Source organism: Ureibacillus endophyticus (assembly GCF_024159215.1).
In the GTDB taxonomy this organism is placed as follows: Bacteria; Bacillota; Bacilli; order Bacillales_A; family Planococcaceae; genus Ureibacillus; species Ureibacillus endophyticus.
This window is the reverse complement of record NZ_JAMYWW010000001.1, coordinates 791,240-813,360: the sequence shown is the minus strand read 5'-3', so window position 1 is coordinate 813,360 and position 22,121 is coordinate 791,240. Positions and strand designations below refer to the sequence as shown.

Genomic DNA, 22,121 nt, shown 5'->3' with positions numbered 1-22,121 from the left:
ACACCACCTATTTTTTGTACTGTTCTTCACTTTTCCTGCTCAAACCAATTCTCCATATTACCGCAACACGATTTTATTAACCTGTTACAGAAAAATGCCATTGACCATTAATCATTCGTTTTTCAATTTTCCCCCGACTAATGGCGTATTCCAAATATCCAATTATCTCAGATATAATAAAAACAAATAAGTTTTCAATCCTTTTTCCATATAGAGCTTCTGCAATATCGGCTGTAACTTGATACCCATTACCTACAGCTTCAATAATTCTAGATTCTTTCTTTTTTATTCGTTCAAATTTATTCTCAATCTCTTTTTCATGGTGTTGAAATATGTTTTCATGACCTGCAAACACCCAATTAGTATATAAAGGTAAAGATTTACTTAGAGAAGATTCATATTGTGTTACAGTCGGGAGCAATTGTAAATTGTCATCAAAATCTAATAATGCGTTAGTAGAGATATTTTCTAAAACTAAGTCACCTAGAAATTGCCACCCTACCGATTCATCATAAAAGATAACGGAATCTGGCGAATGTCCTGGCACTTCGATGACTTTACAATCTTCAATCATATCGCCTTCTTGCAAAGGGTAAATGTCCCCTCTAATTTTTAACTCATTTCGATTTTTAAGTGTTTGATTCATTTTTTCAAAACGTTTTTCTGATAAATGTAAACACCCATACTCTTCATAAAGATCTTTAAAGAAATCTATTTTATTCTGTAAATAAACTTTATCAAAACGTAGTCGAGGAATTGCTTTTTTATGAGCATATATTGGTACCTGTTTTTTAGACAGTATTGTATTTACAACGCCAATATGATCGTCATGATGGTGAGTTAAGAAAATTTGGTCAATATCTTCTATCGATAATCGATAATGTTTTAAAGATTCGTTAAAAAAATCCATAAACTCTGGGGTTTTGATACCCCCATCGATTAACGTTAATGTAGAACCATTATCATATAAATAACAGTTAACTGATTTCATCGCTCCATATTTTAACGGAAAAATAATCGGATAAACCGATTTATTATTTTGTTTTATCGGATCTAACATTCAGTCACTTCCTAACTAACCATTTTTTGTATTTATAAGACTATAAACTAGCGTAAATCTTTTTAATATAAAAGTATATTGGACATTTTACTGAATTTTCCCCCTTATGTATTTAATATCTTTTTCTAGTTTAACTTTTTCTATTATGTTAATCTATAGAATACACGCTATAAGGGGATATCAGGGAAAGGTGGGCAGAAATGTCACAAAAGAAGAAAAAAATAGCATTACTATTTTTAATGTTTAATATGTTTATTACAATGGGGGGAATTGGTATTATCATTCCTGTACTTCCCTCATATTTAGAAATTTTCGGTGTAGGTGGTCAAGTTTTAGGATTTTTAACTGCTATATTTGCTTTTGCACAATTTTTATTTTCGCCAATATCAGGCGATCTCTCTGACCGTTATGGACGAAAATTATTTATAGTCGGTGGATTAATCATTTACGGTACTGCTCAAATCCTTTTTGGATTAGCTTCGGAAGTTTGGATTTTATTTCTCGCACGTTTCCTAAGTGGATTTGGTGCGGCATTTATTATGCCTCCAGTGATGGCTTATGTTGCAGACATTACAACTGTTGAGGAACGCGGTAAAGGTATGGGCATGATTGGCGCAGCTATTTCTTTAGGTTTCATGATAGGACCTGGTTTAGGTGGGTTTTTATCAAAAGTAAATTTACACTTCCCATTTTATTTAGCAGGTATTGTTGCCATCATCGCAGGTATTCTATCAATCATTGTATTACCAAGCATAAAGCCCCAAAATTCAGATACTAATAGTCAGCCAAGAGAAAACTTAATTTCCCAGTTAGTACGTTCTGTAAAAACACCATATTTTATTTTATTAATTGTTGTATTTACTTTTAGTTTTGGGATTGCTAATTTCCAAGCGACTTTATCAATGTTCCTAACAATTAAATTTGATTATTCACCTAGTGATATAGCCATCGTAGTTACTCTTGGCGGACTTTCTGGCGTTATCCTTCAAATGTTCATTATCAATAAATTATTTAAAAAATATGGTGAAATGAAAGTCATATTAGTTAACTTAGTAGTTGCTGCCGCTACAATGTTACTAATGATTTACGTTAGTGGTTTCTTTATGATTTTACTAATTTCTACGCTCTTCCAAATTGCTACAGTCTTCATTCGACCTGCTGTAAACACATTAATATCGAAATTCGCAGGAGCGGATCAAGGTTTTGCGGCTGGTATGAACAACGCGTATATGAGTTTAGGAAATATGGTCGGTCCTGCATTAGCTGGTATTTTACTTGAATGGAAGTTATCTTCTCCATTTATTTTCGGGACCTTCATATTATTAGGATGCTATGCATTAGCTTTTGGATGGACTCGTAAAAAGGCACCATCTCTAATGCATGCAGAGGTGAAATAAATTTATCTATCTAACTAGTGGGGAAAAATTATTATTTCCTTCACTAGTTTTTTATTTTCGTAGAATTCTTAACAGTTTATCTGGTCTACTTTTGCAGTAGTTTTAATAAAACTCTAATTACTATCATATCTACAAAAAAGGAAACATTTTTTTGATATGGGGGTAATTCAATGATTCAAAATAAAGTTGTACTAATTACTGGTGCTGGACAAGGTATTGGGTTAGAAATCGGGAAAGAATTTTATCAAAGAGGCTATAAAGTTGTTTTAACAGATATAGATAAGGACAAAGTAAAAAAGGCTGCTGAAGGTTTAGGAGAAGATTCTCTTGGCATTAAATGTGATGTTACAAACGAAGAAGAAATAAAGTCAACTATTATTAGAACAGTGAATACATTCGGACGTATCGATGTACTTATAAATAATGCAGGCTTTCAACACGTTTCCATGATTGAGGATTTTCCAACTGAACGTTTTGAATTAATGGTGAAAGTCATGTTAACTGCCCCTTTTATCGCTATTAAACATGTATTACCTATTATGAAAAAACAAAAGTTTGGGAGAATCATTAATATCGCTTCGATTAACGGCCTTGTCGGATTTGCAGGAAAAGCTGCATATAATTCCGCAAAACATGGTGTAATTGGATTAACCAAGGTTGCAGCTTTAGAAACAGCTACTGATGGCATCACTGTAAATGCAATATGCCCAGGTTATGTTGATACACCACTTGTACGGAACCAATTACAAGATCTAGCAAATACACGTAATGTTCCTTTAGAGAAGGTTTTAGAGGAGGTCTTGTATCCATTGATTCCTCAAAAACGGTTACTCGATGTAAAAGAAATTGCCAATTTAGCAGTCTTTCTCGCAAGCGAAGAAACAAAGGGAATGACTGGACAAGCTGTAGTATTAGATGGAGGGTATACGATACAGTAAATAAAAAGGCGACTCACGATACACCATGAGTCGTCCTTCCTTTAAATATTTCGAATAAACTGTTCTACAAAATCCACATTGAATGCTAATAAGTTTTCATCAGGAGATAATTTTGCATGATGTAATCCGTGGTCGCAATTTGCACCAGCCCAGAATAATGCACCAGGAATCTCCTTTAGAAAATAACCAAAATCTTCACCTGTCATAGCAGGTGGACATTCTACTGCATTACACCCTTCGAATGATTTTGCGAAGGATAATAAGTTATTAGCACAAGTTTCTGTATTATTTACTTCATAGTACATAGCGCCATAATCAATATCAATAGAACATTCGAAAGAAGCTTCGATACCTGCACACACAGCTTCTATTCTGCGCTTCACTTCATTCATCGCATCTGCACTTAACGTACGAATCGTTCCTTCTAATCTTGCGTTTTCTGCAATAATATTTTGAACGGTACCGCTCGTTAATTTTCCAATTGTAATAACCGCACTGTCTAATGGATTTACATTTCGACTAATAATTGTTTGCAATTGCAATACTAAATTTGCCGCAGCAACAGTCATATCTCTTGTTTTATGTGGATATGCTGCATGTCCACCTAATCCTTTTAAGTCAATAAAAAGTTCAGATGTGTTGGCAAATAAAAGTCCAGCTCTCGTAGCAACTGTCCCAACTGGATATTCTGGAGCGATATGCAATGCATAAATTTCGTCTGGCAATAAATCTGGTCTTTCTTGTTTTAACCAGTTTAGCATCGGTTCTGCTCCACCTGGTCCTTCTTCAGCTGGTTGGAAATAGACAATTACATTATGCTTTGGTTGATTTTCTGCAAATGCCTTCACAAGACCTAAAGCAATTGTCATATGACAATCATGTCCACACGCATGCATATTATCTTCATGTGTTGAAGCAAATGGTAATCCAGTTTCCTCAATTATTGGCAATCCATCAATATCTGCACGCCAACCGATTGTTTTTTCTGGGCTACTACCAGAGATTTTCACAACTACCCCTGTTTCCCAAGTTGTAACTTCCAGAAATTGTTGAGGTAATTTAGCTATCTTATCTAATAAATACTTTTGTGTCTTAAACTCCTGAAAACCTAACTCAGGAATTTGATGTAAATCTCGTCTAATTTGGATGAGTGAATCCAATCTAAATCACCCTCTTAAATATTTCTTAACGCGTCCATAATTTCTGTTTTTGATTTTGTTTTTTCATCTAGTTGTTTTAAAACGCGCGCTGGTACTCCACCTACAACAGTATATGGTTCAACATCACTAATTACAATTGCGCCTGCTGCAACAACTGCACCTTTTCCAACGCGTACACCTTCTAACACAACAGCGTTTGCACCGATTACAACATCGTCCTCAATAATAACTGGTGTTGCAGAAGGTGGCTCAATAACACCAGCAAGAACCGTACCTGCACCAATATGACAGTTTTTACCTACTGTCGCACGACCTCCTAATACCGCACCCATATCGATCATCGTTTTTTCACCGATTTCTGCACCGATATTAATGATTGCTCCCATCATAATAACTGCATTGTCACCAATTGTAACTTGATCGCGGATAATTGCACCTGGTTCAATACGTGCATTGATATGTTTTGTATCAAGTAAAGGTACCCCTGAATTGCGGCGGTCATTTTCAACAACGTAATCAGCAATTTTATCAGCATGCTCTTTTAAAGCTGCTTCAATTACACTCCATTCACCAAATACTACAGCGCTATTATTTTCACCAAATACTTTTGTATTTTCTCCGTAATTTAAATTCGCAACCCCTTCACCTGATACATATACTTTAACAGGTGTTACTTTTTTAGCATTACCAATAAATTCAATAATTTCTTGTGCATTTAATTTTTTTGTCACGATGATTTCCCCCATATATGTAATGATTTATAACATTAAATTATTGTACTAAATTTTTCATTAATTAGCACGTAAAAATTTCTGAATATACTTGCTAATTTAAATTAACCAGCATTTATTATTTCGTATAATCGTACAAACAGCTTGCGTGTTGTTTTACCACTTCAACAAACGCTGCTACTTGTCTTAATTCAAAGGAAGAATCATAGCCAATTAACCATGTATCACGAGTTAATCCTAAATCTTTTTCAGTATTTGTAATCGGAATTTTATTTACTTTTTCTTCACCGTTCAAAGTGATGGAAGGTAATATCGCATAGCCTATACCATTCAACGCCATTTGTTTACATGTTTCAATTTGATCTACAAATATTTGTCTTTTTGGATTTGAAGAAAAATGTCGTTGCCACCAAAGTTGGATTTCTTGATAATAACTCGAGTCACTTTTAAATTGAATAAATGGTCGATCAGTCGTTATTAATTCATCAAGTTGCTTTATTTCTTTATCAACTAGATACATCATATCGCGAAACAGATGTACTTTTTTCCCTTTCCATTCAGCTTGTCCGCGCACAATTCCAACATGAGCTTCTCCTTCATATAGTGCTTTAACGATTTCGGAACTCCAACCAGTAATTAAGGATATCTTTGCATCTGGATACTGTGTGACAAAATCTTTCAATACTTTAGGAAGCCAGTTTTGACCAACTATTGAAGCACAAGCTATTTTTAATGTTCCATGTACTTTTGAATTTAATGCTTGAATTGTTTCAAAAACTTCTTCTTTCCGAACTATTGTTTCGATTGCGTATTGTATGACTAATTCTCCTGCTGGGGTCGGAGTTAATCCTTTTTGAGATCTGATAAAAAGCTGCGCCCCCCAGTCCTTTTCTATGGTCTGTAAGCGTTGAGAAAGGGCTGGTTGTGTTAAAAAAAGTCGTTCCGCAGCCTTTCTCATATTCTTTTCTTCAGATAAAATTTTTATTATTTCTGCTTCAGTTGTATTCAAAATAGTCATCCCTTCAGTTTTAAAATAATGATACCAGTGAAAAAATCGACAAAATCCAAAGGAAGGATTTTGTCGACTCTACTAATCTACTGAATAAATGTACTTTTTTAATTGTTTTAAAATGACACGACGAGTTAATATTCCAACGAATGTACCTTCATGATCTACAACACACAAAAATGCATGGTTAATAACTAGATCAAGAGCTTTTTGGAATGTATCTGTTATTTTAAGATACGTTACCCCTCGATCCATAACATCATCTACTTTTATATTTGCAAGTTTTTCATATTCGATACGCTCAAGACCTAATATAGACTCAGTAATCATTTTCGTACTTAATAACCCGTGTAATCGAAACTTGATATCCAATACTGGCACTGATGAATAACCGGTTTTCGTCAATACTAATAAAGCATGTTCAGCACTATTCCCTATTTGTACATGAGCGACTTTTTCAGATGAAATAATAAACTCGCTAATTGGAGTATCTAATAACGCTTTTCTACTTGTTGAAATCATTGCCTTCTACTCCTTTTTCTGTCGAACTATTCAGAACAGGACACTACGTTACTTATATGATATCACAAATTGTTCACAAATGACCATTATAAGAAGGTAGTATTTTGGAGTAGAAGGATGATTTTTCTAAAATATCATATACTAATAGCCATAAACGGCCCAGTAGTAAAAGATCATTATTCCAGTAAATAAACCAAAGATAACATACATGATAATAATTGGGTTCATTGCAATTGGGTGATCACGTATCACTTTACTGATTGGTGTATCAGTTGCTGCAGCTCGTTTTCGAACATTTTTCATAACTCCAACTGACATATAATACGAAACTGCTACTAAAATGATACCTGTTATTAATGCTGGTATGACCCACATTCCCATCATTACAACCTCCTTTACATTAGAGTTGTAATTAGTATGCATCTCAATTCTTTTGTTATTCCAATGTACAAGTTATCAATAACTAGAATGGGTATTGATTTAACCACTGACCTCCATCTAAAGTGACACATTCTCCATTCATATAAGAAGCTTTAGGGGATAAAATAAAAGCAGCTAAATCTGCAATTTCTTCAGGTGTTCCTAGTCTTTTTAATGGAACTGCTTCAATTGTTCGTTTTGTATGTTCTTCCGATTGCCACAATCTTTCTGCTCCACCAGTTCGATCGATCGGACCTGGTGCAATTGCATTAACCCGAATCCCATATTGATGTCCCCATTCAACAGCGAGAGATCGAGTTAATGACAAAACACCTGCTTTTGCAGCAGCTGAATGGATGATTCCAGCACCTGCACCCCAAGCATAAGTAGCAACCATATTTAGAATTTTTCCTTTTATTCCATTTTCAATCCAGTACTTTCCTATTTCAGAAGAACAATAAAAAGTACCGTTTAATACGATATCAATAACTGCCTTCCAACCGTTAGGAGATAATTTTTCTGCTGGCACAATAAAATTTCCTGCTGCATTATTTACTAGAGTTGTAATCGTACCAAATTTATTAATTGTAAACTGAGCCATTGCTTGTACATGTTCAACTTCACGAACATCCATTTGAAATGTTTCTATCGTACTACCTTTTTCTAGGATCTCGCTTTTTGCTTTTTGTAATCTATCATTATCTCGGCCTGTAATAACAACATTAGCCCCTTCACTAACAAATTGCTTTGCCATTGCTAAACCCATACCACTAGATCCGCCAGTAACAATGATTGTTTCACCTTTTAATAACATTGTATCCCCTACCCCCTCAAATGAATGACTATTCAGAATCCATTTTACCGCATATTCAATCTACTGTCATTCAATTGTCAGAAAATATTGTGAATAATGTAAAATTTTCAGCAAAAAATAGAACCAACAAATTCTATAAAAATAATATTTGTTGGTTCATGTTACTTCACTAAATATTGTTCAATTATGTCTTGTACCGGTAGTGGTTTATTATATAGGTAACCTTGACCTTTTTTACAGCGGTGTTGTTTTAAGAAGAGTTCCTGGGACTTCTCTTCGACACCTTCAGCTATTACATCCATTCCGAGATTTTCAGAGAGTGCTATAATCGCTTTCACAATTGCTTCATTTTTCTCATCTTTATTTAAATCAGCAATAAACGATTGGTCGATTTTAATAATATCAATGGGATATTTTTTTAAATAACTCAACGATGAGTATCCTGTTCCAAAATCATCCACAGATACGTAGACTCCTAATTCTTTTAAACTTCTTAAAATTGCTTGTGTTTCCTCGGCATTTTCCATAGAGCTTTCTGTAATTTCCAGCTCAATAAACTTCGGATTCACATCATACTTGTTTAAAATTTGTTTAATTTTTTCTGCAAAGCCTTCCTGTTTAAATTGTTTAAGAGAAATATTCACAGCAATTCGGACAGGTCTGTATCCTTTTTCACGCCATTGTTGCTGGTATTTACATACTTGCTCTAATACCCAATCCCCAATTTGTATAATTAATCCTGAAGACTCTGCAATTGGAATAAATTGCGAAGGTGGTACAAAACCAAATTTCGGATTATTCCATCGAATTAATGCCTCAAAACTGTCAATTTCATTTGTTTCAAAATCGATTTGTGGTTGTAAATGAATACTCATTTCGTTAAATTCTATTGCCCTACGTAAATGAGCTTCCATTAACACTACATTTTGGAATGTATGACTCATTTCCTCACGATAAAATCGATAATGGGATCGGCCATGTTTTTTTACATAAAATAAAGCTTGTTCAGCTTGTAATAGAAGTGTTTCTAAATCTCTACCTTGGTCAGATAAAATTGTTGAAATACCAATTGAACATGTTACAAAATACTCTTGTCCATCAATCATAAATGGATCTTTTAATTTTTCCAAAATTAGGTTTCCTAATAAATCAAGTTCTTCTCGTAAATAATACCGAACGAGGAAAAGGAATTCATCACCGTTATAATGGAATAATTCATAGTTTTCATTTTGCAACTCACTAAAACGTTCACTGATTTGTTTTAACATATTATCTGCTTTTTGTTTACCCAGGGATTCATTAAATTTTTTAAAGCGATCTAAGTCAATTAATATTAAAGCAATATTCTTATCGTCTTTATATTCTCGATATTGTTCAGACCATCTAGCATTAAGTGCACGTCGATTTAATAACCCAGTTGTTACATCTTGAAAAGACACTAAACTAAATGGGCTATTGTTATGTAAAACTTTTTTGATTATCAATGCATAATAAATATCTTCTTTATGCGCTATCGGTTGAACATAAATCGATAGCATTTTTAAATTATCAATTGATATGTATTGGATTTCTCCAGTTGGATTTTGTATGATTTCAGAAAACTGCTCCCAATCTAACAATTGAAAAAATTGTCTGGCATCCATCCCTTTTATAAAAGCAGTGGGAGATAAATTTGATGCTTTTGAATTAATCATTTCAACAGAAAATGCTTTTTGTGCCTGTTTTTGTTTTAAAATGACAACTGCTTCAAAAGGGTTTAGTTTTATGATCTCATGTAAATATTCTTCAATTTCCACAATCGGAAAGTTTATCATTTTTATCCCCCATTATATTACTTACATAAGCTAGTATTGGGGGTTCCAAAAAGTCAAAACTATTTGGACACCCTCTCCCCTACTTGGTAAATATCTCCTAGAAAAAATTACTTTTGTAGGAGTCGTCCCGCAATGACTTTTCAGACGCCTCCCACACTATCCTTCGTAAATCATAAACGATTTACTCTTCTACGACAACGGTACTCACCGCTTCTAATAAGAAATATTCCTGTGAATTTAACTTCATTGAACTATCACGCTCTTTTTTATAATGATACTTACCAGATGAATCTTGGATACGTGCTTTTGCCGTATCATTTAATTCGGTTAAAAGTATATGCATTACTCTTTTCTTTATCTGATCAGAATAAATAGGGAATAAAATTTCAACTCGTTTCACCATATTACGTGTCATCATATCCGCTGAAGATAAAAATACTTTATTTTCTCCATTATGATGGAACCAAAAAATTCGAGAATGTTCTAAAAAACGTCCTACAATACTTGTCACAGTTATGTTTTCACTTATGCCAGGAATTCCTGGTCGGATACAACAGATACCACGAATTAATAATTCAACTTTTACCCCATTTATTGAGGCTTCATATAGCTTCATCATTAAATCTTTATCCGTTAAAGAGTTCATTTTTGCACGAATAAATCCATTTCCATATTCTTTATGCATTCGAATCTCTTCATCAATTAATCGAACAAATTCATCACGGATGTCATACGGTGCAACTACTAAGTGATGGAAAACTGGCTTTTCAGTATACCCACTTAAGTAATTAAAGAAATTCGTTGCATCGATGCCAAATTCCTTATTAGATGTAATAATACCCATATCCGTGTAAATTTTTGCTGTTGCATCATTATAATTCCCCGTACCTAAGTGAACAAAACGCTCAATTTTTCCATTATTTCTTCTAACAACTAATGTAATTTTCGAATGGGTTTTTAAATTATTCATGCCGTAAATTACTAAACAACCTGCTTGTTCTAATTCTTTCGCCCAGTGAACGTTATTTTCTTCATCGAACCTTGCCTTTAATTCTACAAGAACAGTTACTTGTTTCCCATTTTCTGCTGCTTGTTTTAATGCATGGATAATTGGTGAGTTGCCACTAACGCGATATAATGTTTGTTTAATCGCAAGTACCGTAGGATCCGTTGCTGCATCTGTAATAAAATCAACAATAGGCTCAAAAGATTCATATGGATGATGGAAGAATATATCCTGCGTTAACGCTTTTTCAAAAATATCTTCATCTGAATCTAAATCTTTCGGGCGCTGTGGTATAAAACTTTCATATTCTAAATGTTCAAGACCTACAGAAATTTTCTTTACAAACCCAAATAAAAATGTAAGATCTAACGGACCATCTATCTTAAATACATCTGACTCTTCAATTTCAAATTCTTCTAATAGATAATCCAGAACTTCGTCACTCATTTCGCCATCGCGAACTTCTAATCGACTACCGACACCCCATTTACGTTTCTTCAGCTCTTTTTCAATTTCAACTAGTAAATCTTGTGCACCTTCTTCGTGAATTGTTAAATCAGCATTTCTTGTTAAACGGAAAGCTTGTGTAGATTTTACTTTATAACCATAGAACAATTGATCAATATGACTTGTAATGACGTCCTCCAATAATACAAATTCCTTTTCGCCTTCATTGCTTGGCAGTTCAATAAATCGTTCTAAAACAGATGGAACTTGTACAATCGCCACTTTTTCATTTTGTTCTACTGTATTAGTTTCTTCTAACATTACAAGTAAATTTAACGTTCTACCTAATAACGTTGGGAACGGTCTATACGCATCCACAGCAACAGGTGTGAGAACAGGAAAAATTGTTTCTTCAAAGAATTCATCAATGAACCTTTTTTGAACAATATCTAAAGATTTAAAATCCTTGATTCTCACGTTTTCTAAAGGCAATAATTCATAAACTAAATGACGAAATAATTCCATTTGTCTTCTTACTAAAGATTGAGTTCGCTCAGCTATTTTCGTTAATTGTTCTTTTGGGGTTAAACCAGATTTATTCTCTGGTTTATTAAAACCTGCTCGTACTTGATCTTGTAAACCTGCAACACGTACCATAAAAAATTCATCCAAGTTTGAACTAAAAATGGCTAAGAATTTTAATCTTTCAAGTAATGGATTTTCTAGATCTTCAGCCTCTTCTAACACTCGTTCATTAAATGCTAACCAGCTTAATTCACGGTTATTATAATATTCTGGCTTAGCAATTTCTTGCATTAATTGCTCATAAGTGGTAACTGTTCCATTTTCCCTTTCCCCTTGAGAATCTCTCTGTATTTCTGTAGTCATCCCATTTCACCCTCTTTTAAAAATTGAATTATTACAGGCTTTTTGAATACACGTTCAATATGTTTTTTTTGACGTTCAGATTGGTAGATTTCCGCCATAGGATGTTTACTTGCTACAATGTTAATGTGAACTGTATCGTTGATTAGCTCTAAATGAACTGATTTTACTAAGTTTCGCTTTGAAACATTTAATGAATAGACAAATTTTAACAACGCCCCATATTCTCTCAAAACTTTAAGTTCATCACGATTAAACCAATTTAAAAACGGAGCTGAGAAACGGCGGAAATAGTCTTTATTTTTATAAGAGGCTAACAATGCTAATTTAACACGATCTCTATGACTCATCCCTGCAATGGATTGATTCGCTAATAGATAGAACGTGTGTTGATTAGATGAATCATTTTCTATATATTCCCCAATTGAAAAGACTTGTGCAGCTTTTTTTAGTAAACTTAGATGCTTTTCATTGAATGTGAAAAGATTCAATTTGCAACATTCCAAATATAACTGTTCTGTAGAAGAAGTTAACATTAGACATTCATCTTCAAACCGACCATACTGGTACATTATTCTTTTTGCATTTTCTTCAAAAACATTAAACTTATTGAAGCTATTTGGATCACTCTGTAGTACACGATGAATAATAAGCCCTTCTCGTAACCCCTTTTTACTAATTTGAAACTTCTTGGCTCCAACCACACCCATTAATGTTCTAAATACCTCTAATGCAATTTCGATAATATCTGCTCGATCCGTTGAAAGCCCGTCTAGTTGTTTTAACTGATCAAATGACATTCTACTTAAAAATGTATTTAATACTTCTAAATCATCAAATTTCATTTCATATTGATGTATTCCTGAAATTGGATAGTCTATTGTATGTTGATGTACTTGAGCTAGATTACGGGCACTTCCACCAATCGCAATCACCGGTAATTTTACATCTTTAATCCAATTTAATTTGTCAAATTGCTTTTTTATATATTGACGTAATAATTTTTTTTCTTCGTCATTTATAATATCGCCCGAAACAAATTTTTGCTTAAGGGATACGGTACCAAATGGAAAACTTATTGATTTTTGTAATGTTTTATTTTCGAATAGTGTTATTTCAGTAGAACCACCACCAATATCAATTGTTACCGCTGATGGCGTATCCATCGAATGAGCTACTGCTAAAAAACCAAAAAAAGCTTCTTGTTCTTCACTTAACAAGTTAATGGTAATCCCAGTCTCTTTTTTCATTCGATCAATAATTTCTGTATTATTGGTTGCTTGTCGAACAGCAGCAGTTGCAGCAGCATAAATATCCGATACTTCATAATCATCTAAAATCTTTTTATATGATTTTAATGTTTCCAATAAAATATTTATGCCCTGTTCTGACATTTCTCCATTAGGATTAATATATGTTCTTAACCTTGCAACAGTTTTTATATTTCCAAATTCATTAAGCCCTTCTTTAGGATTGTATTTATAAAGTACGAGACGAATTGTATTTGATCCGATATCTATTATCGCTATTTTTAACTGTTCCGTTTGGGATCCCTACTCTCTTTTTATATTTATTCGGGGTACCAATAATATTGAACCCTATCTATAAGTAAAGAATGGTTAAATGAATCCGGAATTATGCAATATTTGTAAGGAAACTAAGTATACCTTTTCCTACCTGATCAATAAAAAAGATCGGATTGCCAAAGGGGTATCCGACCTTAAGTTAAAATTTATAAAATTTAGGATACCAATGCACACAAGTTATAAAATCAGTTCATCTGCTTTTAGAATTAACTCGGCAATTTCTGGCTTACTAATTTGGTCTTCTGCCCCTACTTCCTCGCCTTTATGACGCAGGTCATCTGTAATTAGACTTGAGAAAATAATTACTGGTAATTTCTCTAATGCAGGGTTAGATTTGATTTTTTTCGTTAAATGGTGGCCATCCATTTTTGGCATCTCAATATCCGTAATAACTAGTTGTACTTGATCTTCAATTGGTTTTCCGGTATTTAATAAACCTTCTAAATAATCTAATGCATCGCGTCCATTTTCAAAGAATTCAAGGTTAACATAACCTGCTTCAGTCAATGTGTCATGAATAAGTTTGCGCAATAATGGCGAGTCTTCTGCACAAACAATTTTCTTTTCAGATCGTTCACGTTTCCCAAGTTTTTTAACCGACTCCATGCTAATACCAGAATCCGGGTTAATATCTACCATAATTTTTTCAAAGTCTAATAGTAAAATCATCGAGTTATTTTGTTTAATTACACCAATTACTTGTGAAGAACCTCCTTGATACATATCTGATGGTTTTTCAATATCATCCCAAGAGATTCGGTGAATTTGCGTTACATTGTCAACATGGAAAACCACTTTTTGCTTATTAAACTCTGCAACAATGTACTTTTGTTGAACGTTATATTGAGCATGTGGAATGCCTAGTACTTTTAACATATCAACTACAGGTAATACCTCTCCACGTAACTGCACAATCCCTTCAACGTGTGGATGTGCATGAGGGATAAATGTAACTGGAATTGGTTGAATGATTTCTTTTACTTTAATAACATTAATTCCAAATTTATTACTCGCCACTTCAAATTCAACTATTTCAAGTTCATTTGTACCACTTTCAAGTAAAATCCCTTTTTGTTCCATAGTTTTGGCGCTCCTTCCCTATTCTTACTGTATCTAGTAATCTAATTAGATTGTATCATAGGGAAGTCTTTTCTCCTATAAGCGATTTTGGGTTTCAGGTCTAACTTGTAGATGTACAAGAAGTCCAATAATTGTAAGGATTATCAGTGAACCTAAGGCAACTCGGCTCGCTAAAGTGCCATAATCTTTTAACAAAAGTGTCACAGTTCCATAAAGTGCCGGTCCAATGATGGAGGATACTTTTCCTGAGAAAGCAAATAAGCCAAAAAATTGACCTCGTTTCTCTTCAGGTGATAATTCGATAATAAGCGTTCGAGAAGTAACCCACATGGAACCAAGAGAAATACCAAACATACTACCCGCAATCCAAAACATCCATTGAGCAGTTGCAAAGACTGCAAAAATTAATGCTACAATCATTAGAAGGGAAACAATTGATACTGCACGTTTTGAGCCAATTGCTTTTGTAATATAGCCAAAAGCTAATGAGCCAATAACAGTTGAAATCGTACTAACTAAATATAAAATAATAAATTGCCCGGATGAAAATCCTACAATTGCTGTAGCATAAACAGCCATCATAGCAATGGTTGTAGCAATAGCATCATTTAAGAAAAAATACGCAATCATAAAGGTGAAAATTGCCTTATACTTTTTCATTTCTTTAAAAGTGTTAACAATTTCCTTATAACCATCAATAAACTTAATCGATTTCCTATTTTCTTTTGGAATTGGACGATCTTTTATAAAGAAAAATAAGGGCAATGAAAATAGTAAATACATAATAGCTGTTGGTATAAAAGCACGATGGAAATTTCCATCACTAACCATTAGATACACAAGTAGACCAAATATTGTACCTAAATAACCTACTGCAACACCAAAACCAGATATGAGGGGCATTTCCTCTTTTGTTCCTAAGTCCCCCATCATGGAATCGTAAAATACTAAACTCGAATTAAAGAAAAATTTTGCTATGACGAAACTAATGACCACTAAAAATAAACTTAAAGGTACACCCGAAATATTGGAATTTAAATTGAGGCTCGCAAAAATCCCCATCATAAATGTAAATAGAATTGAGATGGAAGCAAACCAAACTATAAAACGCTTTTTATATCCAGTATTATCTATCCAAACCCCAAATAACGGTGAGAAAACAACTAAAAAGAAACTAGCAATTGCATTTGCATAGGAAATAAATGTACTTGCAACTTGTTGTCTTACTTCATCCGTACCTAAAACTTCATCCATATAAAAAGGAAAAAACACCGTGTTTATATTTGAAGAAAAAATCGTATTGGCAAAATCATAAAATGCCCAGGAAAGAATCGGCAAAGACACATATAAAGCGAGTTGGCTTCTTTGTCCAGGGATCTTACGGCTCAAATGTTTACCCATTGTATCTCCCCTAAATTTAGATTCTCACTACCATGCCGCCTACCTTACTCAACATAATATTTAATTAAAGCTTGCGTTCCTTTTTCTCCAAAACCTTTTTCTAGTAGCTGATTATAAAGTTCTTTCGACAATTTTAAACCCGGTAAATTTAAATTCATTCTTTCTGCTTCATCAATAGCAATACGCATATCTTTTATAAAATGTTTAATATAAAAACCAGGTTCTAAATCACCTTTTACCATTCTCGGTCCTAAATTGCTAAGGGACCATGAACCAGCCGCCCCAGTAGAAATGGATTGAAACACCTTCTCAATGTCTAACCCAGCTTTAATACCATAACTAATAGCTTCACAAACGCCAATCATATTTGTTGAGATTAAAATTTGATTGCACATTTTCGTATGTTGACCAGAACCAGCCTCCCCTTGGTATACTATATTCTTTCCAAAGATTTGTAGAATCGGTAATACTTCTTCAAATGCTTCTTTATCACCACCAACCATAATGGAAAGCGTACCATTTTGTGCACCAACGTCCCCACCAGATACTGGAGCATCTAAGCTAGATATTCCCTTTTCTTTTGCTAATTCATAAAGTTTTTTCGCTAAAGATGGTTCTGAAGTTGTCATATCAATAACGATGGAACCACTTTTAGCTGATTGAAAGATGCCATCTTGATTGCAATAAACCTCTTCAACATCTTTCGGAAAGCCAACCATTGTAAAAATAACGTCTGCATTTTCAGAAGCTTCCTTTGGTGTTCTAGCCCACTTTGCTCCTAATTCTATTAAACTTTGTGCTTTCGATTTTGTACGTGTATATATCGAAACATCATAATTAGCATGAATTAAATGTTTTACAATACTTGAACCCATAACGCCTGTCCCAATAAAGGCAATTTTTTTCTGTTCACTCATCATTATCTCTCCTTCAATAATATTTTCGGCTTACTTGTAGTTTAACAAACAGCAGGAAAAATGTAGATAAATAATTGGAATTATTACACTTTTTTATAAAGTAATTATTTTTCGCAAAAAAAAAGAGAACAGAAACGTTAAGTTCTGCTCTAAAAGGGGGAAATGAGAATGTTGCTGTGTTCAAATCTAATATGTCCATTTTAATTAAAAAATAAAACAAAATTTTTAAATTTTTTATTTTGAATTTTTATCGATAATGACGGTTGGATATTAAAAGACTTTTTACCTTTGCTTAAACAAACCTTCTGAAATATATGATCTATTGTAATAGGTTATCTGATTGTTCATTTTCTTTTTTATTTGTTTGACCTTCAAATTGATTCATAAGCTGATCCAATTGTTTACTTAAACGAATTGTTTTTGGGTTTTGAAGTCCATTTACCATTCCTGATTCAATCATCATTTGACGTTTTTGCTCAAGTTTTTTTAAAAGGTTTTTGTCCACAAAACCCCTCCTAAAAAATTCATGATGTCCTCCTATTATAGAGTTTTTTATTCATTATAGAAGGAAAATCATTAGACAAAGTTCGACAACTATTAAGATCTCGGATTTTCAAGAAAGGTAAATACGACATTTCCCCCTTGTTTTGCCTCGCCACGAAAATGTTTAAACATTTCATCCTTTACTAGTACTTCTCTAAATTGTAAAAACTCCTCTTTTTTAATTTCTAAACTTTTTATTTCCCCATTTTTTAATTGTTCAATCATATTTTTATACATTTCCATCATAAAACACCTTACTTTCTTGTTAAGAAATAGTTAAAATTTATTAATTATTCAAAAAGCTCTTTACTTTTTTAAGAAAATAATGCAAACTTTCATAATATTAGTCAATAAGGAGCTGACTCTTATGAAAATAGCAGAGGTTGGAAATATTGTCGAGTTCAAAGAAGGACTACAAGGGGTAGTCGAAAAAGTTAATGAAAACTCTGTCATTGTTGACTTAACAATTATGGATAATTTTCATGATTTAGAAATGGAAGAAAAAACTGTAGTAAACCATAAAAAATATAAAATATTAAGTCAATTTTAAGAGAATTCGATTTTTGTTGTATCCTAAATATCATAGAAAAAAATTAGGCAACAAAGGTTGAAGATAGTTTAACTCTCAGCTTCAAGTAAGTAAATTAAATTCCCCATTATTCGCAAAAAGATGATAGGGGATTTTTTTTTTGTTAAAATGTATAGAAGGAGGTCAGATTATGAAATTTTCAAAGCAAACTTTAGTACTCCTTCTATCAATAGTTTTCGTCTACATCCTGTTATTTTTCACATTTAAGGAAACTGCAATCTTTTGGTACCTTTATACATTTACCTTATTAGTAGGTATGGCAATTGCCATAATTGCAGGAAAGTTTAATGATGAACTTCCTACTTGGAAATATCTTATTTTGGGTATTGGTTACGGGACAATTTTGTATGCTATTGTTCGGCTTGGATATTTTATCATTTCGAAAGTAGATACAAGTCTATTAAAAACTATAACAAAATTCCTTAATAGCTATGGCCCTAACAATATATGGCATTACTTACTTCTAATTTTTATTATTGTAGTGGGTGAAGAATTATTTTGGAGAGGATATGTCCAGCAACAATTAAAGAAATGGTTCTCACCAATTATAGCAGTTATTATAACTAGCATTTTATTTGCATTTTCTGTAGCGATTAGTGGATTTATGCTAGGAGCAATTGTTGCATTAATTGCTGGGCTAATGTGGGGCTTTCTTTATGAATGGAAGCAAAGTATGCCACTTATTATCGTAGCTCATGAAGTGTTTATCTTATTATTATTTTTGGTTATCCCACTAAATTAATAATTTTTTTGCAAAAAATGAAACTTTAACCATCTAAAAACGTTTAATTCAACAAGGAGGATGTAACTTATGAAAAATAACTTATTATTACTAATGACGTTATTTCTGTCCATTGTGATACTTGCAGCTTGTAATACAGCCGAGGAGCCTACTACAGAACCTTCAAGTGATTCAATTACCGCGGATAGTGATATTAACAACAATGCTGAAGAAAAAGAACCACCAATAACAAATGAGGAACAAGAAGAACCTCAAACTGATAGTGAAGAAGTAAAACCTGAAATTTCATACACATCAAACAATGAAGAACAAACAGAATCAACTACTTCTGTAGACAGTGAAAAATATACAATTCAAACAATAGAAGGATTTTCGTTAACTGCAGAAGAACCAGGAAAAGATGTATTATATTACGAAAAAGATGACTCAATCTTCATGCGAATTGAATACGCTACAGTAAATGATACAACTTTCGATGATTTGCTTGCTAATACGGAAGAAACAATGTCTGCTATCAATGAGGAGTATGAAACATTTGATTTCAAAACTTATCATGATGAAAATAAACTTACTAATTCAGCAGCCTTTAAAACGAACTTTGAAGATGAAGAAGTATTGATGGTAGTATACGAAAAAGGTGATTCTCTGGTGCGCCTTACAATTTACGACCATGCAAAATACGATTTATCTGATGCATTTATTAAGATGGGCTTAAGTATTCAACCAAAATAAAAACTTTAAATTAATAGGGGGTAGATCAGGTCAATTACTAATTGACTTTGAACTACCCCCTATTTTTATTTTTTTAAACTGATCACTAACTAAGATAAATTAATAAGCTTTATATTAATAGGTATAAGAGGATTCGCTATTTGAGCCAAAAATCCCACAAAAAAAATAGAAGCACAAAAATGCTCCCATTTTCTTTATTAATATGACAAGTCTTTAATTGATAATCCTAATTTTTTCAATAAGGTAATTGCTGTTTCTTTTTCTTCATCTGTTAAGACGCTTAATAATTCATGCAAGTTTTGCTCATGTTCCGGAAATAACGTTGACATAAATTTAGAACCTTCTTCGGTAATTTCTGCAAACGTCACGCGTCTATCTGATGGACATGATACTCGGTTTAAATATCCCCTCTTCTCAAGTTTATCAATCACATATGTAATTGAACCACTAGCAAGTAGAATTTTATTTCCAATTTGTTGCAATGGTTGACGACCTTTATGATAAAGTAACTCTAAAACTGCAAATTCTGTCGGATTTAATCCATGTTGTTGAAAAAATTGATTCGTCACTTCATTTATTGCTTTATTAGCTCGAGACAAAACGATATATAATTTTAGCGATTGCTTAATCTCATTCGTTGACATGACAATTCATCCTCTTTATCGATATATATGCATTATATCGATTAAGAGAAAGCTTTGTCAAAAATACATTTATCAAATTATACAACTGGGATTTTTTTTACGGACTCTCTATTAGTCCAATAGTTGATTAGTTCCTCTTCATCTTGTGTTTGTAAATTTTGCTCACAAAATGGAAGATTAATAATAAAGGTTGTCCCCATTCCAACAGTACTTTCTACGGAAATAGACCCATTATGTTCTTCTACAACTTTTTTTACCAATGCTAGACCTAAACCAGTTCCCGTTTCCTTTGTCGTATAGAAGGGTTTAAATAAATTACTTTGTTCTAACTCCGTAATACCTGCACCTTCATCCTTAACAGATAGCTGAATATATGAATCTTTATTTTCTAAAGTAATTGTAATTTGTCCACCATTAGGCATTGCCTCTATTGCATTTTTTACTAGATTAATAAGCATTTGCTTTAATCGATTATCATTTCCAAATATCAGCGTACTCTGATTATCATGATAATGATTTCTTAGAATTACATTATGGTGAACTGCATGAGGTAACATCAATTCAATTACTTCATCTACTATTTGCACGATTGATAATTTTTCAAAGCTACGTTCTTTTGGTTTTGATAAGTATAAGAACTCACTTAATATCTTTTCCATACGGTGGATTTCAGAATCCATTACATTTAAATATTTGTAACCATCTTCTGTAGAATTAATTTTCAACAACTCAATAAATCCTTTTAATGAAGTCATTGGATTTCGGATTTCATGAGCAATGCTAGCAGCCATTTGTCCAATAGCATTTAACGAATTTTGTTGCTCAAGTTGTTGTTTTAACTTAACATTTTCTGTCTCATCCGTAATTGTTGTAACAATCATGCTCATTTTATAATTGAATTTACTTTCGAGCTTATAAAACATTTCTTCACCAAAACGATTTGTTTTGGAAACGTTAATGGATGCTCGTCCGTTATTCATCAAGTTAGCAAAATATTGAAGTTTACTATAATTATAGTCAATTAAATAGTCAAAGATATTTTCATGCTGACAATTAATAATCTCGCATTTTTCACACTCAATATAATTTGATGCTATGTCGTTCAAATCAATAATTTCACCACTAATAGCCGTCAAAATCATTCCATGAGGGACATCATTAATCATTGAGAATATTTCCTCATGGATTAATGATATTCGTGCAAAAATTAATTTTTCTCTTTCATGATAATAACCAGCTAATTTAATTTTTCTATATTGGTTTTCACTTGTTTTAATATTCAACACGCAAAAACCACCCATATCCATTCGAATTTTATCTACAAACGAAGCCCATTGAAGTTTTGATGGCTCGTCCATTGGTAATGGTTGTTGTTTAGTTACATTATTTATATTAAGTAATTGCGCTGCGTAGTCATTTATTGACTCAATCTGACAAGAAGTATTTAAAATAAGTACTGGATCTTTGACGGCTTGAAACAATTTCCTAAAAATAGGACTTACAGTTTTCACCATTCTTTTTACACCAATCCTTCCATTTGGGAAAATACTCTCTCTCTATTTTTCACGCAAATCTTTTACATTTATTCTATTATCTATAATATTTGATTATGACTTATTTTTTCATTTTCAAAATATTCTCTATATAAAATATTATTAAAATTATTTCATAGTTTTTTTTATAA

Annotated in this window: 22 protein-coding genes; 5 read left to right on the top strand and 17 right to left on the bottom strand. The window is 32.8% G+C overall.

Annotation, left to right across the window (positions count from 1 at the left end; translation table 11 throughout):
* Positions 1-76: 76 nt before the first annotated feature.
* Complete coding sequence (locus NKR20_RS03955) at positions 77-1,060, bottom strand: MBL fold metallo-hydrolase (RefSeq protein ID WP_121214120.1); 984 nt, start codon at positions 1,058-1,060, stop codon at positions 77-79.
* A gap of 200 nt (positions 1,061-1,260) precedes the next feature.
* On the opposite strand from NKR20_RS03955, the gene NKR20_RS03950 reads away from it, so the two are divergent.
* Positions 1,261-2,457, top strand: coding sequence for an MFS transporter (locus NKR20_RS03950; RefSeq protein ID WP_121214119.1), 1,197 nt, complete (start codon positions 1,261-1,263; stop codon positions 2,455-2,457).
* Between the two features lie 170 nt (positions 2,458-2,627).
* Positions 2,628-3,395: a 3-hydroxybutyrate dehydrogenase gene (locus NKR20_RS03945; RefSeq protein ID WP_121214118.1), complete on the top strand. Its 768-nt coding sequence runs from the start codon at positions 2,628-2,630 to the stop codon at positions 3,393-3,395.
* Positions 3,396-3,436: 41 nt separating this feature from the next.
* On the opposite strand, the gene NKR20_RS03940 is transcribed toward NKR20_RS03945, so the two are convergent.
* The 14 genes from NKR20_RS03940 to NKR20_RS03875 form a co-directional block, all read right to left on the bottom strand.
* Positions 3,437-4,555 (bottom strand): N-acetyldiaminopimelate deacetylase, encoded by a 1,119-nt coding sequence (locus NKR20_RS03940; protein ID WP_121214117.1) that lies wholly within the window; start codon positions 4,553-4,555, stop codon positions 3,437-3,439.
* Positions 4,556-4,569: 14 nt separating this feature from the next.
* Complete coding sequence (gene dapD, locus NKR20_RS03935; RefSeq protein ID WP_245987496.1) at positions 4,570-5,286, bottom strand: 2,3,4,5-tetrahydropyridine-2,6-dicarboxylate N-acetyltransferase; 717 nt, start codon at positions 5,284-5,286, stop codon at positions 4,570-4,572.
* Between the two features lie 118 nt (positions 5,287-5,404).
* Positions 5,405-6,304: a LysR family transcriptional regulator gene (locus tag NKR20_RS03930; RefSeq protein ID WP_121214115.1), complete on the bottom strand. Its 900-nt coding sequence runs from the start codon at positions 6,302-6,304 to the stop codon at positions 5,405-5,407.
* A gap of 72 nt (positions 6,305-6,376) precedes the next feature.
* Positions 6,377-6,817 (bottom strand): cyclic-di-AMP-binding protein CbpB, encoded by a 441-nt coding sequence (gene cbpB, locus NKR20_RS03925; RefSeq protein ID WP_121214114.1) that lies wholly within the window; start codon positions 6,815-6,817, stop codon positions 6,377-6,379.
* A 141-nt stretch (positions 6,818-6,958) separates the two neighbouring features.
* Positions 6,959-7,201: a short-chain dehydrogenase gene (locus tag NKR20_RS03920; protein ID WP_245987495.1), complete on the bottom strand. Its 243-nt coding sequence runs from the start codon at positions 7,199-7,201 to the stop codon at positions 6,959-6,961.
* Positions 7,202-7,280: 79 nt separating this feature from the next.
* The gene (fadH, locus tag NKR20_RS03915) at positions 7,281-8,051 is read right to left on the bottom strand and encodes a 2,4-dienoyl-CoA reductase (RefSeq protein ID WP_121214112.1); all 771 of its coding nucleotides are present in this window, start codon (positions 8,049-8,051) and stop codon (positions 7,281-7,283) included.
* A 161-nt stretch (positions 8,052-8,212) separates the two neighbouring features.
* A complete protein-coding gene (locus tag NKR20_RS03910; protein WP_121214111.1) occupies positions 8,213-9,865 on the bottom strand; it encodes a putative bifunctional diguanylate cyclase/phosphodiesterase in 1,653 nt (550 codons plus the stop codon).
* A 181-nt stretch (positions 9,866-10,046) separates the two neighbouring features.
* Positions 10,047-12,206, bottom strand: a complete 2,160-nt coding sequence (locus tag NKR20_RS03905) for an RNA degradosome polyphosphate kinase (protein ID WP_301285887.1) — start codon at positions 12,204-12,206, stop codon at positions 10,047-10,049.
* Positions 12,203-13,732, bottom strand: coding sequence for a Ppx/GppA phosphatase family protein (locus NKR20_RS03900; protein WP_253428040.1), 1,530 nt, complete (start codon positions 13,730-13,732; stop codon positions 12,203-12,205). Before NKR20_RS03900 ends, NKR20_RS03905 begins: the two co-directional genes overlap by 4 nt.
* A gap of 234 nt (positions 13,733-13,966) precedes the next feature.
* Positions 13,967-14,869: a chemotaxis protein gene (locus NKR20_RS03895; protein ID WP_121214108.1), complete on the bottom strand. Its 903-nt coding sequence runs from the start codon at positions 14,867-14,869 to the stop codon at positions 13,967-13,969.
* A gap of 75 nt (positions 14,870-14,944) precedes the next feature.
* Positions 14,945-16,270 carry an MFS transporter gene (locus NKR20_RS03890; protein ID WP_253423793.1) on the bottom strand — a complete coding sequence of 442 codons (1,326 nt, stop codon included), beginning with the start codon at positions 16,268-16,270 and terminating at the stop codon, positions 14,945-14,947.
* A 44-nt stretch (positions 16,271-16,314) separates the two neighbouring features.
* On the bottom strand, positions 16,315-17,187 hold the full coding sequence (locus NKR20_RS03885; protein ID WP_253423790.1) for an NAD(P)-dependent oxidoreductase: 873 nt from the start codon (positions 17,185-17,187) through the stop codon (positions 16,315-16,317).
* Between the two features lie 319 nt (positions 17,188-17,506).
* Positions 17,507-17,692 carry an aspartyl-phosphate phosphatase Spo0E family protein gene (locus NKR20_RS03880; protein WP_121214105.1) on the bottom strand — a complete coding sequence of 62 codons (186 nt, stop codon included), beginning with the start codon at positions 17,690-17,692 and terminating at the stop codon, positions 17,507-17,509.
* 92 nt (positions 17,693-17,784) lie between these two features.
* On the bottom strand, positions 17,785-17,973 hold the full coding sequence (locus NKR20_RS03875; protein ID WP_121214104.1) for a hypothetical protein: 189 nt from the start codon (positions 17,971-17,973) through the stop codon (positions 17,785-17,787).
* A 124-nt stretch (positions 17,974-18,097) separates the two neighbouring features.
* Between NKR20_RS03875 and NKR20_RS03870 the strand changes: the two genes are divergently transcribed.
* The 3 genes from NKR20_RS03870 (at position 18,098) to NKR20_RS03860 (ending at position 19,793) form a co-directional block, all read left to right on the top strand.
* Positions 18,098-18,280 (top strand): YkvS family protein, encoded by a 183-nt coding sequence (locus tag NKR20_RS03870; RefSeq protein WP_097071958.1) that lies wholly within the window; start codon positions 18,098-18,100, stop codon positions 18,278-18,280.
* Positions 18,281-18,449: 169 nt separating this feature from the next.
* Positions 18,450-19,061, top strand: a complete 612-nt coding sequence (locus tag NKR20_RS03865) for a CPBP family intramembrane glutamic endopeptidase (RefSeq protein WP_253423787.1) — start codon at positions 18,450-18,452, stop codon at positions 19,059-19,061.
* Between the two features lie 69 nt (positions 19,062-19,130).
* Positions 19,131-19,793, top strand: a complete 663-nt coding sequence (locus NKR20_RS03860) for a hypothetical protein (RefSeq protein ID WP_253423784.1) — start codon at positions 19,131-19,133, stop codon at positions 19,791-19,793.
* Between the two features lie 197 nt (positions 19,794-19,990).
* On the opposite strand, the gene NKR20_RS03855 is transcribed toward NKR20_RS03860, so the two are convergent.
* A complete protein-coding gene (locus NKR20_RS03855) occupies positions 19,991-20,437 on the bottom strand; it encodes a MarR family winged helix-turn-helix transcriptional regulator (RefSeq protein WP_121214101.1) in 447 nt (148 codons plus the stop codon).
* Positions 20,438-20,514: 77 nt separating this feature from the next.
* Positions 20,515-21,918 (bottom strand): ATP-binding protein, encoded by a 1,404-nt coding sequence (locus NKR20_RS03850; protein WP_253423780.1) that lies wholly within the window; start codon positions 21,916-21,918, stop codon positions 20,515-20,517.
* Positions 21,919-22,121: the final 203 nt, after the last annotated feature.